The organism is Lutibacter agarilyticus (assembly GCF_900188235.1).
GTDB classification, from domain to species: domain Bacteria; phylum Bacteroidota; class Bacteroidia; order Flavobacteriales; family Flavobacteriaceae; genus Lutibacter; species Lutibacter agarilyticus.
Genome location: NZ_FZNT01000002.1, coordinates 453,703 through 473,350, shown reverse-complemented (window position 1 = coordinate 473,350; position 19,648 = coordinate 453,703). Strand labels below are relative to the sequence as shown.

5 protein-coding genes are annotated in these 19,648 nt (G+C 31.8%); all 5 read right to left on the bottom strand.

From position 1 onward, the window contains the following. Positions 1-15: 15 nt before the first annotated feature. The gene (locus CHB67_RS04720; RefSeq protein ID WP_089380587.1) at positions 16-5,301 is read right to left on the bottom strand and encodes a choice-of-anchor D domain-containing protein; all 5,286 of its coding nucleotides are present in this window, start codon (positions 5,299-5,301) and stop codon (positions 16-18) included. 697 nt (positions 5,302-5,998) lie between these two features. Beyond that, positions 5,999-11,056, bottom strand: coding sequence for a LamG-like jellyroll fold domain-containing protein (locus tag CHB67_RS04715; RefSeq protein WP_089380586.1), 5,058 nt, complete (start codon positions 11,054-11,056; stop codon positions 5,999-6,001). 319 nt (positions 11,057-11,375) lie between these two features. Further along, on the bottom strand, positions 11,376-16,382 hold the full coding sequence (locus CHB67_RS04710; protein ID WP_089380585.1) for a LamG-like jellyroll fold domain-containing protein: 5,007 nt from the start codon (positions 16,380-16,382) through the stop codon (positions 11,376-11,378). Positions 16,383-16,481: 99 nt separating this feature from the next. Continuing rightward, positions 16,482-18,929 carry a TonB-dependent receptor plug domain-containing protein gene (locus tag CHB67_RS04705; RefSeq protein ID WP_089380584.1) on the bottom strand — a complete coding sequence of 816 codons (2,448 nt, stop codon included), beginning with the start codon at positions 18,927-18,929 and terminating at the stop codon, positions 16,482-16,484. A gap of 2 nt (positions 18,930-18,931) precedes the next feature. Continuing rightward, positions 18,932-19,648 carry a DNA repair protein RecO gene (recO, locus tag CHB67_RS04700; RefSeq protein WP_176461212.1) on the bottom strand — a complete coding sequence of 239 codons (717 nt, stop codon included), beginning with the start codon at positions 19,646-19,648 and terminating at the stop codon, positions 18,932-18,934.

The following is a 19,648-nucleotide window of genomic DNA, read 5'->3' as shown; positions in this document are numbered from 1 at the left end:
TAATTTGGGGTAAGTTTAATTGTTGATGATTATTTGATTAGAAACCCTTCCTGTAGTTGTATTTATTTGTACTAAATACATCCCTGTTGAAATCATATTTACTGGTAAAGCAATTGAAGTTACTTCAAGATTTTTATTCCAAGTACTTTGTAATTGCCCTAAACTATTGTACAGTTTAATACTTAACAATTCTGCTTGCATTGTATTTCTGACTTGAATTTCCGACACTGTATTATTCATAAATACTTGAATACCATTTTCTAAAACTTCATCTTCAACTCTCAGTGTTTTTTGAGGTGAAAAAGTCAATAAAAAACGTTCTAAGTAAGTGCCAGCATCTAACAGAATCTCAAATGGTTCGTTATTAATTTGAGTAGTAGAACCAGTTAAAGCATCTTTAATATAAATATCTAGGTTTTGATCTATATTTTCTAAGCCGTCAATTTTAATAGTTGCTAAACCTGTTTTACTTATTGTTAAACCTAATGGAAATTCTTGATCTAAATTAAAGTTAGGCACACCTTGTATTACAAATTTAGTATCATGTATAGTCCAAAACATATCTTCTTTAGCAACATCAACCATATAAGCATCGTAACCGTTATCAACTCCATTTGTAGTATTTTCATCTGTCCCAATAACTATTTGACGATGATACCCTAAAGGAGAATCATAAGTCAACCTAATAATTGGTCTTTGTAAGGGTGCTGTTTTTTCACTTTGTAGCGTTGTTCTTTTTAGTTTTTCAGTTTTCATAAATACTGATATTGGTTTTGAAGGACTACCACTATCTAACTCTGCCTCTGTTTTAAATACGCGTTGACTATTTTTAAAAATAATATCTCCCCCAGGAAAACCTCCAGAAGTGTTTACAAAAAATCCTTGACCAACAGCAATGTATCTACCAGGTGTTTTTGTACCTGAACCATTGTTATTATTAATACGATAATCATTTGAAACTGCAGGAGCACCGGCTAAAATATTTCGTGTAGCATAACCACCAACATATTCTTTTAGCACATGAGATCCTTCTTCTCCGAAATGATCCCATAAATATATTGTTCCACTGGTAGTAGTTATATTATCATTTATAAACTCAGTAACATCAATTGCTGAAGAATAAGGATTCCCTATTAATCTACCTACATCTGCTCCACTAGCTAAAGATTTATCTAAGGTTAATGTAATATCTCCATTGTATGGTTTTCCTCTAAATACATAATTTTGAAAACTACTCAAAATTGGAACAGCACCCAATGATCCTTTCATAGTAAAACCTTCACCTGAATTGAATGTAGTTGTTTGATTAGTATTAGCCCAAGCATTATAACTGTTTTCTGGTCCATGGAATTTATACAACCAATACGTACTCATTATTATTGGGTTTACCCCTATAGGACCAGCATCTGCAGCATAGGCTGATGCATTATAAACTATTGCTTTTGAAGGATCTCTTCCATCAAACAATACATTACCAATTTGAAATGGTGCATTGTTTGCACCTCCAATTGGTCCTACTGAAGATGTCCAATAATTATAGTTAAAACTATTTCCTGTTCCTTGCTGGTCTCGTTCTAAATAACCTGTTGAAGATGAGAACAGCATACTTCCTTCAGTTTGTACTAATTGTGATTCCCCTTCAAGGTCTAATATTCCACCTAAATACAAATAATGTGTCACGGTAATACCATTTCCTGTACCAACTCCAGTAGTTAAATCAACTGTTCCGTCCATAGTTAGCGTTTGCCCATTTTGAATCCAAGCCAACATCGTTATATTTCTTAGATACTCAGAAGCAATGTTATGTGAAGTTTCCACAATATTCCAATCAACTGAAATTGAAGAATCCACAATAGATACCCCATTAGGAATATCTTGTACCGTATTATTTAACCAAGTTGAAGGCGTATTCCATAAGCCATCATTCTCCGATTGGTATGGCAACGGTGCTGTTTGCCAATCAACTGTATTTAAATTACGTAAAGCACCTTGGTGTCCTTTACCTGATTCATCTTTAGTATTTGTATACGTATATACAGACATTGGGTAATACCCTGCTAATTTATCCCAAAGAGTCGTGTTAAATTCATTATTCGTTATTGTATTTGGAATAATTTTCCCACCAACAAACGTTGCATTTTCTTCAATTTCTTGATTCATAATATAACGCAACTGCTCTTCTGAAAGTGCTATATCCCAAACTCTAACCTCATCAATATTCCCGTGGAAATAAGCTTCAGGAGTATTTTTACAAGCTGCTGCTATAAAAAAGGAACTGTTGGTATTTACCGGATTGCTTAAACCTGAAACCGTTTCGTCTAAAACACCATCAATATAAATATTAGCTGTATTATCTTTATAAATAACCGCTACTTGATGCCAAACATTTTCTGGAATAGTTGTATTTGAAGTTATTTTTTCTAATCCCGAAGCCCCCCAAGACATTTCTAATTTTCCAGAACCATTAATTTTAAAATCGTAACCTTCGGTATAACCAACATTTCTTTTAGATAAAATAGATGTATTTGCAGAATTAATGCCTCTATTAATCCACGCCGAAACCGTAAATTCTGTAGCATTCAAATCTAAATTATCTTCCATATCAATATAATGCTTATTTACTGGATTAAAATAAATGGATCTTTCGTATTCTTTTTCTGGAGCCCAGCCAAAAGTGATGTATTTTGCACCATCAAAATCATACTCCGTATATAAATTCCCTCCAGACTCTGTCATTACTCTATAATCTGCTGTTGGGTCAAAAATTCCTGTATCTGAAATAAACATCAAATACCTACCATCTGGTGGCATAGCAGACCGTACTGCATTTGTTGGAATAGAAACTTTAACAGTTGGAATATCTACTCCATCTCCAACATTTTCAATAACTTTCCAAACTCTTTGAATTGCTTCAAAAGAAACTGGGGTATTCAAATCGGTGTCGTCTAAAGGCGTTATCCCTTTACTCATATCAACCTCAATACTTACTGCAGTTCCGTCTAAACTTGCATTGTTATTTCCCCAACATAAAAACTGTCGGTCGCTATTAAATGTTGCCGTGTTTAAATTATTTGTACTATGAATATCTGATAAACCAATAGTTAATAAACCTCTACTTTCTCCAACTCCATCAAAAAAAGTATTTACACTTTTAGATTGTTTTTGATTTAATTCGGAAACATCATCTCTACCAATACCTGCAATGTCGTAATTAAAACCATTATTTGCAGATTGATCCCAAATTATGGTCCCATCACTATCAACATAATCTTGACTAGCTCCATTCACACCTAAAGTGATTCCATATTTTACAGCTAAATATGATTGAATTCTATTACGTTCTTGGGTTAAATCTGTATCATTTTTCCTTGTTGAATAGGTGATTATTTCAGCTATTCTTCCATTTAAACTAGCCTCCCAACCTTCACTTCTTCCTATCCAAAATTTTGTATCATTTACATTGATCATTTGATCCAAAGAGTTGTTTTGGGTATTTCCAATAGAGTTAGCATTATAACTTAATTCTTGTTGAGGTAATGATAGATTATTGTGAGCGTTTATTATCCCCACATTATCATAACTGGACCCTGTACCAATTTCAGCTACAGCATATCCATCACCAGGAGTAGATTTATTATAAGTACTATGAGCATAACTAATTATTTCATTAGATATTCTACCTGAATAATCTCCTAACCCGATACCTGTAGCATCTTCCTCATCTTTTAATATATTGGCATCAGCACAAAACATATCCATAAAACCAAATGAAGTATTAATTGGGATATCATCTGGAATAAATACCACAAATATGTCTTGTGAGTAAAAACCAGAATTTCCTTCTAAAAATTGAGTAGTGGTGTTATCAAAAGAAAAATCAGTATCTTTAATTACTGAAGTATATGCATTTGAAAATTCAACTACAGGATTAAAATTTACATTGTAAGTTTCTTCATCTCTAAAAGTAGGTTCCTGACCAGGTGTATTAACTGTTGCGTTTGAACCATAAGCCTGCGTAAACCAAGAAGTTACCCCACTACTTCCATTTACAACAACCCCTTCATTTGCTTTTAACCATAATTTTAAATTTGATGTTACCCCTCCAGGGCCCTCAGTTAGAGGTGCTATACCCGTACCTGAAACTACAAAAGTATATATATCTAAAGGGCTACTAACATTACTATTTACAGTTATAGTTCCTGTTTCCGTTCCATTTGTTGTAGGTAAAAACGAAACTGTAAAATCATATGAAGAACCACTTGCTATTGTTATAGAATAAGTAAGCGCTCCTATTGAAAAAACACCATTATCGCTACTAATACCACTAACTACTAAGTCTGCAGTACCATTATTTTGCATTGTAAATGTACTTACCACAGGTGTTGTTGTGTCAGTAGTACCAAAGTTAGTACCATCATTAACATCAGGTGTACTATCAGTATCCGCAATTAAAATACTATTTCCTTGAATATCAATATCAGGTTGAGGTGCAGTTCCAGTTCCTTGAATTCTAAAATTATAAGGATTTTCATCTGAGTCATTATTCTCTATTGATATGTCAGCTGTAAAAGTACCTACTGACAAGGGAGTGAAAGTTATTGTAAAAGTAGTAGTATTATTTTTAGGTAGCGAAGAACTACCCATAGTTGATACTGTAAAATAACCGTCAACATTACTTGTAAAAACTGGATTTGATAAATTCAAACTCGATTGTTGATGCCCCGTATTCTCTACTCTGAAAGTATACATTAAAGAAGACCCCACATCAACAGTATCGAAATCAGTACTATTCAGTACTGAAGGTGTCAAATCTCCATCATCGATGTTAGCTGAATTTGCAGCATCATAAACATTAATTTCTGGGGATTTATCTGCAGCTTGCCCTTTCCCTTGTAAAATAAACTTATATGAAGACTGCACTCCATTGCTATAACTTATGGTAACAACTGCTGTTTTTAAACCATCAGAAGTTGGAGAAAATTTTATTGGTAGTGTAACCTGAGTACCTTTTTTTAAATTTCCGAGGTTAGAATTTGTTACTGAAAAATCATTCCCAGAGATTGATACTGTAACTTTCTTAAGACCTTTCCCCCCCTTTCCACTAGCAATATTCTTTAGATTAAAGTTAAAAACTTTACTTGAATTTAAATTTATATCACCATAATCAGTTACAGAGTTACGAGCAACATTATTTTTCTTGCTATCTAAAACTTGAAGAATTCCTTGACTAAATACAGTTGAACTAACTAAAAATAAAAAAAAGACTAAAAAGTATTTTTTTAAAAAGATATATGTTTTCATTGGGTTAAATTATAAACGTATTTAAATAACATTTGTAATCATAGTAATAGACTACTATAATAGATTGATTTTACAAATAGAATTAAATTTGGAAAGAGATTAAACGATTTAGAATAATTTGAAAAGGGGGTATCTGAGAATAAGTTGCAAATGAACCTACAGCTAGTAATTTGTTTTTCATATTTGGGGTAAAATAGGGTTAATTGTTGATTCAAAAGTAATTAATTATTAGTTATTAACAAAACTTCCACTTGTTAACATTTTTCATAATAGACTAACAATGTGTTATTTACAAAATCAATTTAAGATCCCAAACAACCATTTATGATAAAAATCAGGTATTTTATTGTGATTATTATGCGCTTTATTTAAAATGAGAAAAATTCAAATACTTCTAAAAAATGAAGAATTAGAACTTTTTTAGAAGTATTATTTAGTTAAAGTTTTAATATTTTTAATGAAAAAAGTATTCAATTTATTACTATTTTTTTAGTAAAAACCATCTTATAAGTGTCAATTTAAATAAACAACTGTTATCTTGTTTGAAACAAGCAATTATATTCGTATAGTTTCGAGGTATTTTTTACTATTTATTTTGAAGTTAGCCTAGGGTACTATATAAACATAGCTGTAACCACTGAATTGTGTAGGTTAAAAAAATAAAACTCGTAACTAAATACCAATGAATAACACCTAATCAATTAACAATAACCTTTTTGTTAAATAATCCTGTATTTGTTTTTACCTGAACTAAATACATTCCAGGTACTTTGTTATTAACTGGCAATGATATTTGTGCATTTTCAAGGTTTTTTTGCCATTTATGTTGAAGCTGCCCCAAACTGTTGTACAAACAGATTGTTTTAATTTCAGTATTTAATGTATTTTTAATTTGAAGTTCGTTTGAACTATTATTTACAAACACGTGAATTCCGTTCAATGCTGCTTCATTTTCAACTGAAAGTGTTTTTTCAGCTTTAAAACGCACATCAAATCTATCCATATATTCACCAGGCTCTAGGTGTATTTCTGCTGAATTTTTAATTATATCATAATTTTTTCCTGTTAAATTGTCATGAATAAACAATTCAAATCCTTCATCAATATTTTCTAGTGTATCAATACTTATACTTGCAATACCAGCACTCTCAATACGTAAACCTATTTTCAACTCTTGATCTAATTTAAATGTATCAACCGCTTGAATTACAAATTTTGCATCACTAAAAGCCCAAAACATATCAGCTACGTTATCTTCTATTAAAAACCCGTCGTAACCCAAATCAAAATTAGCACTTGCATTTGCATCAGCTCCCACTAACAATTGTCGTTCATAACCTGTTGGAGATTTAAATAGTAGTCTTACTTTCGAACGTGTGTCTTCTTCAACAACTAATTGCTTAGTAGTTTCTTTTGAATGTGCTGATTTTAAAAACACTGAATTCCCTGAGTTTTCAGTAACACATACTCTTTGGCTATTTTTAAATATTACAGCTCCACCTGTTACCGAAGTACTGATAGAATTCGACACCGTATCTAAGGAGGCATTTACAAAAAAACCTTGATTTACAGGAATATATCTTTCAGGAACCTTAACTCCTGATGAGCCATTATTTTGTATGCGTTCATCATTTGCATACGCTTTTGCTCCTCCCATTAAAGTATAGGTAGCATAACCTCCAACATATTCACTTAACACATGGGTATGACCAGAAAAATGATCCCAAAAATATAAGGCTCCGTTAAAAACATTAGTAGCTGCATTACCTCCACTATCACTTATATTGTCTAAAATAAATGCATTTGCATCCATTGCAGATGAGTATGGATTTCCAACTAATCTATTATCATTTAAAGCTATGCTTAATGTTATATCTCCATTGTGTGGCTTTCCTTTAAATACATAATTTTGATTATCAATAATAGCCGCCACTCCTGAAGTTCCTTTCATTGTATATCCTTCACCTGCTAATACCGAAGAGTCTTCATCAATAGAAACCCAAGAATTATAATCGTTGTCTAAACCATTAAAGGTGTACAACCAATAAGAACTTAAGGTAATAGGTGATGTAACCGCTCCATCAGCAGCAGTATGTTCTGGTTGAAAATTTATTGCAGCAGGATTATTTGCAATAGTTCCATCAAACAAAACTTCAGAAATGGTATTACTTGTATTGTTAGTTCCTGCGCCAGCAGCTATTGGAGATACTGATGATGACCAATAATTATAATTATAACTACTTTGCGTACCTTGTTGATCTTGCTCAATATAGCCTACACTATCTTCATCTAAAACACTTTCTGCACCTTGAACTAATTGTGATTCGCCTTCTAAATCAATAAAACCATCTAACTTTAAATACCAACTTACATTTAACTCTGAATTATTTTGAATACTATACTCTATTGGATTTGAACCAGCATCTAAGTTATTTACAATTAAGCCCAAATGTTTTTGATAATTATTGTAATAAACAGCATCATGTAAAATATTTACAATAGACCAATCATAAGCAATAGCATCGTTTCCATTAACACCATTAATTGTATGATTTACTGCCGTAGGAAGTGTTCCTGTTTGATTGGTTACAAATGGTAATGGAGCTGTTTGCACATCAATAATTTTCATATTGTAAATTGTGGCTCCGGCACCAACATCAACTGCAGGAGTACTTAAATCATCAATAATATCATCTTTATAAACATCCATTTTAAAATAGCGTTGCAAATAGGTCCAATCTAAAGGAGTTACAGTATCTTCATCAATAAAATTTGTAACATTCATAGGAATAATGCTTCCTCTTACAATTCCACCATTATTTTCAATTTCTTGATATACTATTTTTTGAAGTTCATTATTAGAAAGTGCTTTGTTAAAAACTCTTACTTCATCTATATATCCGTGGTAAAAATTACTATTTACTCCTGGTAGTTTTCCTATAGTAAATAAAGAAGTATCTGCTGATAAGGCTCCTGAAACACCAGTCTCAATGGCTATTTCTTCGCCATTTATAAACAACTTAAACTCATTATTTAAACTGCTATAGCTAGTTGCAATATGCACCCATTGATTTACGTTTAAAGGAGTACTATAATTTAGAGTATTACCACTTGCATGTGCTGAAATAGTTTTGTTGGCATTTAACTGAATATTAAACTCATTTTGCCCCATTATATGTTGAATTCCTGCGGAAGCAGGATCCATTTTAATCCAACACATCATAGTTGCTTCACCCCACGCGTTGATAACTGCACTATCTTCAGCATAATCATTTCTTCCATCAAAATACAAGTTTAAACAACGATCAAGATCACGTGGAGAACCAAAAGCGCTATCATCGGTATCAAATAAATCTACAATACCATCACCTTCGCTATCATTTGTATCGTCAATAATACCGTCGTTATCAGCATCTAAATTGGCATATAAGGTATGTGAAATATCAAAAGTTACCCCATCAGAAGTTACATCCATATAATCTGGAATACCATCAGCATCAGAATCTAACACATAATACGTATTTCCTACACCTTGATTTTCGTTTCCGTAAGCGGTCTCAAAAGTACTTCCGTTAAAATAATCGTACACATCTAAAATTCCGTCGGTAAAATATTCTAAGGTTCCATCAGATTCATAGTCGGTTTCTCTAACATAATCAGTATCGGGACCTTGCCCTACACCATTTCCTGAAATATCTCCATCACCATTTTGAAAAGTTGCATTTGCTGTATTTCCAGCACCAGATTCGTCAACATCAAAAATTCCATCGTTATCACTATCTAAATCTAAATAATTTGGAGTTCCATCACTATCTGAATCTAAAATAACATTTGATTCTGCTGCATCATGCATTCCGTTTCCATTTGCATCAACCCAACCCGAAGGAAAAGGTATTTTTGCTGTACCTAAACTTATAATTCCTAAACCAGATTCAACAACATCAGGTATCCCATCATTATCACTGTCTAAATCAAAAACATCAGCAACACCATCACTGTCTTTATCACATAATGTTTGTGAAATTACAATATCATCAAGCGCTAAATCGTTACCAGCTCCACCGGGAGCATTGTTTATAAATCGAACTATAAATTTATCTACATTACCCAAAACAATATCATCACGAGTAAAATTTTGCCATTCATTGGCAGTACAAGAATTATCGTTAACACCTGAAGCACATCTACCAAATTCACCTGTATCAATACTTGTAATAATGTTTCCAAATAAATCAACAAATTGTACTGTTACATTAGGTAAAATAGAACCCGGAAACTTAGATTCTGCCATAATATTTAACACCCAAAAACTATACGTAATTGGAACATTTGGTAAAATACCTGTTATTGTAGTTTCATAAAAAACACCAGGATCCCAAGCAGCATTAAAAACAGCCATTCCACCTGTATCTCCATCATCAGCCGTATGATCTAAAACATTTGTCCAAGCTAAATCTCCGTGTATATTATCTGGGTCAGCTGTATCTGTACCAGTAATTTTGGAAACAACTACATATTCTCCATCATCAAGAATCCAGGTAGATCCACAAGAAGAACCTGTTCCTATTCCTTCTTCATAACAATAAGTGGTAGTTGCATTGTACGAAGTATTAATTGTTGTTCTAGCACCTGGAGCTAAAGTTCCAAAAGTTTCATTTAAAAACTTATAGTTTGCAGGAACTGATATGGAAGAACTTTTACAAGCACTTTCTTCTAAAGCATCTAAAACACCATCATTATCATCATCAATATCCACATGGTCAAAAACTCCATCACCATCGCTATCAAAAAAGTTTTGAACTCCTGTACCTTGCACATTAAAGCTGTATAAACCTTCATCTGTGTCGTTATTAGAAATTTGTATAGTTGCCGTTTTTGTACCTAGTGAAAGTGGTGAAAATGTAACTTGAAATGTGGTAGAATTTGCAGAAGTAATAGGTGATGTTGTTGAGGCTACATCTATCGAAAAATGTCCAGCATCAGCACCTGTAATTGATACATAAGGTGAATTATTTAATACCAAATCATCTAAACCCCAATTTTCTATTGTAAAAGTTTGCGCTACTGAACTTGACGCCAAATTAACACCTCCAAAATCGGTTCCATTTGTTATTGAAATAGCTGTGGTTCCGGTTGGAATCTCAAAACCATTTCCAGCTACATAAATTTCAACACCAGCAACCAAAGCTGTACCTTCAATAGTTATATTGTCAAAAGCAATATCTCCCTGCCAAGTATTTGCCCTAGTAATTACAAACCTAAATTGCACTGAACTCCCTTGGTAAGCCAATAAATCTACAAGTCCTGGCAACCAAGTATCTTGATCATAATTTTGACTTCCTGTTAACGAAAAAGAAGTTGATTGCCAACCAGTGTTATTCTCATTTATTTCAAGAGCTAAAGTTCCAACATCACTAATACTGTTGCTGCTATACATATGATAATCAAAAGAAAACGTTGGCTGCATATATCCTGACAAATCAATCACAGGACTAGTAAAAATGGCACTATCTCCACTTTCTCTAGGGCTAGACATTTCAGCAAACATATAAAAATTACCTGAAGAAGCAGTATTAGGCCCCGTATTATTTGAGGGTGTCCCCTCAGATTGTCTAATTAAGTCAAAATCATCCATAGCACTTTGTGACCAACCTTCAATACCTGATTCAAAATCAAATGAATCAATTGTAGTTTGGGCGTAAAGTGGGATTATAAAAAAGCAACCTAAAATTGCCAATTTTATTGATTTTAACATAACATAGGGGTTTATGATGTTATTTAAAAACTCAATTAATAATTAAAAACTTTTAAAGTTATATATGTTTTAAAATAGTTACTACATATTGCAATTCAGAATTAAATTACTGACTACAAAATAGTTAAAGACCATTAAAATATACTATACGTATTTTTTAACTAGATTTTTAAAATAAAAAGTACTGGAATAGGGAATGTAGTTTTTTGTCATAATTTGTGGGGTTTTGGAATTACAAAATTACAAAAAAATAAACATAAAAATAATTTATCAATTAAAAAAACTAATAACAACCTAACTATCAATGAATAACACCTATTTATTTAACAATAACCTTTTTGTTAATTAATCCGATATTTGTTTTTATTTGAATAAAATATACTCCTGATTCTTTATTAAATGGAAGTGAAAATTCAAAAGTATCAAAACCTTTATTCCAAGCACTCATAAGTTGTCCCAAATTATTAAAAGCTTGAATTTCAATAATTTTAACCTCAGTATTTCTACTTATTTGAAGTTTAGCTGAAGTATTATTCATATACAATTGAACATCTTGAATTAAAGTAGCTTCTTCCTCTTTTATAGCTTCCTCAATTCCATTTTCTTCTTTTGAAACTTTTTTCGATTTAAAGATTAAATAAAATCTATCTAAATATTCACCTTTTAATAAATTAATTTCAAATGGCTTGCTATTAATTTGATGTATCTCATCCAACAAATTATCTTTAATATAAATTTCAATACCTTCGGCTATGTTCTCCAAACTTTCAACCTCTATGCTAGCCACACCGTCACTTTTTGTTATTAAACCAAGCGCCAACTCTTGTTCATTATTAAAATTATTAACAGCCTGAATAACAAACTTCGCCTCGTTAAATACCCAAAATAAATCTTCACTTCCTATATCTGCAATTGGAGCATCGTAACCTAAGTCAAAATTATTGGTTGCATTTACATCTAAACCTAACAACAGCTGCCTATTATATCCTTTAGGAGAATTAAACTTCAATCTAATTTTTGAACGTTTATCCATTTTTTCTTGCTTTATTATCGTTGATTTTTTACTTGTTTTAAAAAATAACGAGCCATCATTAGTTCCTGTAAAACGCTCTCTTTCAAATACACGTTGACTGTTTTTAAACATAATTGTACCTCCATCAACAGTAGTTGTTGTTCCCACTATTGTTGATGGTAAATAAGCACTTACAAAAAAACCTTGATTTGCAGGAATATACCTCTCTGGAACTTTTCCTCCTCCTACCAAAGGTGTTGCATTGTTAATTAAATCATCTGTTGAATATGCCTCTGTTCCTCCTAAAAGTGTATAAGTTGCATACCCACCAACATATTCTTTCAAATTATGCGAATCTTGTTCACCGAAATGATGCCAAAAATACAAAGCTCCGTTAAATACATTCTCTGTTCTTCTTCCTGTTTTTTCTTCACCACTAGCATCAATAAAAGTTTGATCAGTTTTAATATTGTCTAAAATAAATTCATCAGCATCAATTGCTGAAGGGTATGGGTTTCCAATTAACCTTTCTTGTCCTTCGGAAATAGCTAGCGTAATACCACCATTATTTGGTCTCCCTTTAAACACATAATTTTGATTGGTTGCTATTGTTACATTTCCTGAAGTTCCTTTCATTGTAAAACCTTCTCCAGGTAACAAGGTATTGTTTTCATTTATTGGAGACCAAGCATTATAATCTTCTGATGCTCCCCAAAATTTATACAACCAATACGTACTAATTCTTTTAGCCCCAGTATATGAACCATCAGCATATGTATGAGCCCCTCCAAAATCTACGGTTAAAGAACTTGTAGAATTTGTTCCGTCTAGTAAAAATTCTGAAACTGAAGCACCTGTATTTGTACTTTCTACACCTGTACCTAATGTTGCTATATTCCCACCTACAACACTAACCGATGACGACCAATAATTATAATTAAAACTATTTGCTGTTCCTTGTTGGTCGCGCTCTATATAACCACCACTATCTTCATCTAAAACGCTCCCTTCAGACTGAACCAATTGTGATTCGCCAACCAAATCTATAACACCATCTAGTTCTAAATAATGAGTTATTGTTAATCCTTGTCCGTCATTTAATTCAATAGGATCTGTAACTACTGGATCTGCAATTGTAAATTGCACGTTTTGGGGAACAATTAAACCAAGTACTTTTATGTCTCTATCTCCTGAGTTAATGTTATGTTCCAAATAAACAATATTCCAATCTATATAAGTTGAACCATCTAACCCTAAACTATTTGGTAAAATATTTTCTGTTCCATTTACCCAAGTTGCTGGTGAATCCCAAGGACCTTCCTCAGCAGATATATAAGGCAATGGTGCTGTTTGACTATCAACAATAGACTTTGCTTTGGTTAGATAATTAAGTCGTAAAAAATAACGATCATTTGTTAGCCCTTCTACTGTTGAACCATAAAATGAATTAAAATCATAATACGCTCTTAAGTCGCTCCAAGGAATTGTAGTTACTTCGTTACTTGAAGCTCCTTGAGGGAGAAATTTACCCGTTGCATAAACAATTCCCCCACTATTAAACCTCTCTAATTCTTGATTCATTAAGCTTCTAATTTGCTCTTGTGTTAATCCGTGATCCCAAACATAAACCTCATCTATTTCTCCAATAAATGGATGGTTTATAGTGTTTTTATCAATATAAACACCTCCAACAGTAAAGCGATTGTAATTTGGTGATGGATGAATTATATTTTGAACAGAATGATCTAAGATTCCATCAACATATAAAAAAATGGTTCCACTATTGTATACAAAGGTTAATTGATGCCACTTAGAATCTAGCGCCATATTAGAAACAAAAGAAGGGCTATTGTCATCTACCTCATCAACCAATACCTCAATATTATTTGTACTATTTAGCCTCAACTGCATTTTATTCCCTTTTGCCAAAATGGCTCTTGTACTTGCATTTGGCGGGCTTTTTACCCATACTGAAATTGTAAAAGCATCTTCACTTAAATTAAGATTGTACTCGCCAACTAAAAAATCTCCAGACGATAAACTCACTGATTTATTTCCTGTTAATTGAGTTGCTTTTCCAAATGTGAAAAACTTTGTATCATGAAAATCATACCAAGTATTGTAAACTTGATTTCCTTCTTTATCTAAAATAGGATTTCCAGCAGCATCAATATTAATTTTTAGTGGAATTACATCAATAATATCTTCATTCGCAAAATTTTCATTATCGGCAACAATTAACACATATTCTTCAGTAGCATTTTTAGTAAAACTACTAAAAGCTGTTGCTGGAATACCCATATAAATATTCCCTACTTCTCCATCAACATCTTCATTTGATTCTACAATTTTCCATTTGCGATCAATTCTTGTTAAGTTAGTTGTAAGCCCAGTTGCTATTGTAACTGTATTGGTATTTGATCCTGTAAAAGCGCCATTATTACAACCCCAAACTAAAAAATCACCATCTTTTTTAAACTCATTTGGATTTACTGTATTTGTTGTAAACAAACCTCCTAAACCTATAGTTACTTCGTTGGTGTTATTAATACTTTTTGATTGCTTTTGATTTAAATCAGAGCCATCGTCTCTTCCAATACCTGCAACGTGATAATTAAAGTCTGAATTTGATGAAATATCCCAAATAGCAGTATCAAAAGAGTTTACATAGTTTTTTTGAGCTTGGGTTGAAACTCCTAAAGTTACTCCGTACTTAATTGCTAAATAACTTTCAACTTTTTGCCTATTTGTATCCGAAAGACGTTCAGCAAAAGTCATAACCTCAGCAATACTTCCATTTAAACTACCTTGTATTCCGTGATTTCTACCAATCCAATAAGGAGTTCCTTGCCACAAAGAGCCATCTACATATCCTACATTTGAATAAGCAATATCATCATAAGCTGTAACAGTTGTTAAAACATTAGATTTAAAGAGTATTTCTTGTCCCGTAGCTGCTGCATTATTTCTAACATTTAAAACTCCAGGAATGGTACTACTATAGGTAGAACCTGTTTCAACAATACTATTAAATACTCCTACAGATGTATCTACATCTTGTGCGTAAGTTAATACTTCGGTTGAACTTCTAATTGTATAATCTCCGAAACCTACCCCAGTAATATCATCAACATCAAATGTATTATCGTTTATATCTTTTTTAGAAACCCCAGCAAAAATGGTATTTCTAGAAGAAGTATTTGTCATCGTTTCATTAGGAATCATTACAACAAACATATCCTGACTATAAAATCCATTTGTATCATTGTACAAATACTGCTCTAAACTACCTCCATCGTTTTCAAATTTAATTACAGGATTAAAATTAATGTTTGAAGCAATACTGTCTATATAAGTTGGTTGATTTGAAGAAGTAGGCTGAGTAGCATGTTTTGGGTTGGTCCCTAAATCTTTCCATTCAGAAACTTTATCACTTCCATCTTTTGTAATACCTCTTGTAGTTTTTAGCCATAATCTAAAATCGGCAGTAATACCTCCCGGACCAGGAATATTAAAATCAAATACTTCACCGCTAACCGTAAACGTAAATGTTGTATTATCTGTATTTCCAACGCTAATAATAGAGGTGTTTGTACCCGCAGGGGTTAAATTATCTACGGCAAAAGCCACATCAATAACAATATAATAATAAGAAGGAATGCCCACATAAGGAATTGTATAAGGAGATGATACTATAAAATCAGGATTTGAACTACTTAATGATGTTATATCTAAATCACAACTTCCAATATTAGCTATAAAATATCTTCTAGTTACCGTATTACCTTCTTCAACCACACCAAAATACGTTCCGTTAGTTGGTGAAGTTGCTGTATCTCCATGGTTAATATCAGCCCAAGGACTACCCCCTAAAACATAAATTGTTGGAGAAGAATTTATAGCTACTGTAAATGAAAAATCTGGAGTATCTTTGTTATTTTCTATAGTTATATTTGTTGAAGCAACACAGCCTCCACTAGTATTAGTTACTGTAAAATCTAGATATTTATTACCGTTTTTACAAGCTGATGACTTTACTTTATAAGAGAGTTTTTTGTGTGAAACTGAAAAATTAGCTTGGTCACTTAATATAATATCTTCAACCTTTAAAGTTCCGCAATTACTTCTAGTATTGGTAATTCTGAAAGTTATACTATTTCCTGCAGTTATTGAAATTGTAGTTCCCGAGGCCACTTCTGCTCCACCAAGAATATTAACTTGCATCACTTGAGCATTCCCTGTAAAGGCAACAAATAATAAAAGTGCTATTAATTTAACATTAAAGCATTTTAATGCGTTATTAAACAACCCCATAATTATAACATTAATGACTAGTAGATTATAAATTTACTAAAAAAAATAGAATTATTTATCTATAAATGGTTGTTTTTCATAAATAAATGACATATATCATCAAATATTTAGCAACAAGGAAGCTGAAAAATTACGTCCTGGAGCACTAATTGCTGAAGCAAATTCTTTGTAATGAATATCAAAAATATTATCAATGTTTACGAATAGGCTTACATTATTATTTACTTTGTAATTTGCATTTAAATTAAAAATATTCCAGCTTGGAGTACCGTAATAAGTGTCTAATAAAGGATTGTAAGGCGTTTCTTCAAGATTATCAATACCTTCTACTAAATTATATGTTTCTAGAGTTTTTTCACCGTTAAAAACCCAATTAACACCTACTTGAAAACGTTTTTTTTCAAATCCAAGTTCTAACATACCAAATAAAGGAGGGATAGATGATAATCTGTTTTTAGTATCATAAGCCATACCCTTGGTATAAGTTATAGAGCCTTTAGTATACCACATAGGATTAAAATTTCCCTTAAAACTAAAAGTACTTCCATAAATGTATGCATTGCCTTTATTTACATTTGCCATTGTATTGGCCTCTTCTCCATCATAAATAATAGTTGAAGAACCATCCATTTCATAATAATCACGTGTAATATAGTTATGTAATAAGGTATAATATACATCTAAACCTATATGAAATTTTTTATGATTGAAATATTTTATAGCGCTGGTTTCAAAATTATACGCATATTCAGGCTTTAAATAAATATTCGGCACCGTAACATCTCCGTTTTTCTCTCTAATTTTCCCAATATCATCAATATTTGGAGATCTAAAACCTGAAGAAACAATTCCGTTTATTTGCCAATCTAAAGTTGGTTTAAAAATATAGCCAATGGTTGCTGTTAGTGAAGAGTTACTTAATGAAATACCCATATTAGGCAAGGTAATAAAGGTATCATCAATCCATTTTGCCGTTAAATGTGTATTTATAAATCGCACCCCTGTATTTAAGGTTGACTTTTCACTAATATCTTGTCTGTAATTTACATAAGCCGCAGCACTTGTATAGGTACTTCCTCCATCAGGATAACGAGATTGTACCGTAAATTCATCAGTAAAACCAACAACAGTATTGTTATAAATATCCAATACTTTACCAATTGCTTCAGAATTTACATTATTATGCGTTGCTTCAATTCCGTAGGAAAAAATTCGACTATTATCATTTGTTAATGGAACAAAAAAATCTCCATTCAAACTAAATACATCAACTTGTTCATCTCTATAAGAACGATCTAAACTTGTAAATTTTCGTTGCACTCGCGACTCTTTAATATTTTGATACGCTAATGTAATTGTACCATAATCTAACCATTTTTTAGACGGATTAATTTTTAATTGAGGCGAAACTAACAATCGTTGTTGCGGTCCATAATACCATTCCGCAAACTTTAAACTACCATCTGAATATTGCGTTAAATTATCAAACCTTGGAATATTTGACGAAGTTGAATATTGAAGATTCAAGGTGAAATCGGTATTTTTTGAAAATGGGATTGCAAATTTTTGCAATATATCAGTTTGCTTAAACCCTGTATTTTTTTGAAGTGTTGGATTTTCATTTTGAACCGGGTTTGTGTTGTAATACGTATCTGTATTATTTGAATATTCATAGACTTTTCCCCATTCTTTAAACCCGTGATTTCTACTTTTACCCATTCTTAAATCACCAAAATCACTATATGAAACACTGGTAAACGAAGCCCATTTTTTAAATTGAAGCTCAACATTAGCCTGAGTAGTAATTTCATTATTTACAGAACTGTACCTCGAAAAAATTTCACCCTTAACTTCATTATTTAAACTTGTTTTAGGTGTTTTTGTAAAATAATGAATTACACCTCCTAAAGCATCTGACCCATAAACTACTGATGATGGTCCAAAAATAACCTCTGTTCTGTCAATAATATTAGGTGATACTGTAATAGAATTTTGTAAATGCCCCATTCTGTAGATGGCATTATTCATTCTAACGCCGTCTACCACCAATAAAACACGATTAGCCTCCATACCTCTTAAAACTGGGCTTCCACCGCCAAATTGGGTTTTTTGAACTTTTATTCCTGGTAAATTAGCCAACAAGTCGGCTGATGTTTGAGGTGCCAACTTTTTAATATCTATTTCCGAAGCTACAGCAATTTGTTCTGCAATCCTACTTCTTTTTTCGTTGCCTTTAGAAGCTGATAATACAATCTCATCTAATTGCTCTGATTTTTTCACTAAATGAACCACAAACTCTATTTCACCTAGTTCTCTTTTTAAAATTTCGTACTCAAAAAAACCTATATGATAAAATGAAATAATATCACTTTCTTTAAATACTGATAAATCAGCAATTCCGTATTTATCGGTATATACTATTGTCTCCTTGGTTTCATTATAAATAGTAACATTTTCAATAGGAAAATCTACCCCTAACTCTAACACCTTAACTTGTTGTGATTGAATTGAAAATGTAATAAAAAAAATAACAACTAAAAATCTCATAATCAACTAAATACCGATTTAAAAATGGCTAAAGATTTAGGTTTCTTAAAACCGCTCAAATGTAATTCAAAATATTGAATGAGCATATTTAATACGACCTGTCTACTAGCCGCATTAAAATTAACTTGGTGAAGAACATCAAAATTTATGCCTAACAGCTTCTTAAATTGATCTAAATTTTCACCAAATATAGCGTTGGGCTCTTTTATAGCTGTAAACCTACCTTCTACCATATCAAAATAAGTATTTTGAATTGTATTTATTTCAGGATAAAAACCCAAAAACTTAGTTAAATTCAATAAAAAAAGTAAATGAAAATTTGAAACATCCTCATGCATATCTAACCATAAAAATGAGGTTTCTAAATAAGTATATAATGCACTATTATATTCTTCTTCTTTAACAGATTGATTTAAAATTTCAGATAAAAATAGGGCTATAGTTTGTTTTTTAATGTTCACATAAATTGAACTGTAAAAATGAACAACTTCAACATCTCTAAGACTATTTAAAGAACCTTTGTTGTTATGATTGGCCGTTAAATTTAATTGCATTAATGGTTGAAAATATGCTGTTTTAATCTTTGCTTTTTTAGCTTTTAAAACACCTCTAAGCATATACGATTTTACACCACATTTTTCAGTATAACAAGTTGCTATTAAACTGGTGTCTCCATACTTTATTGTATTTAATACAATTGCTTTGGTAGTTTCAATCAT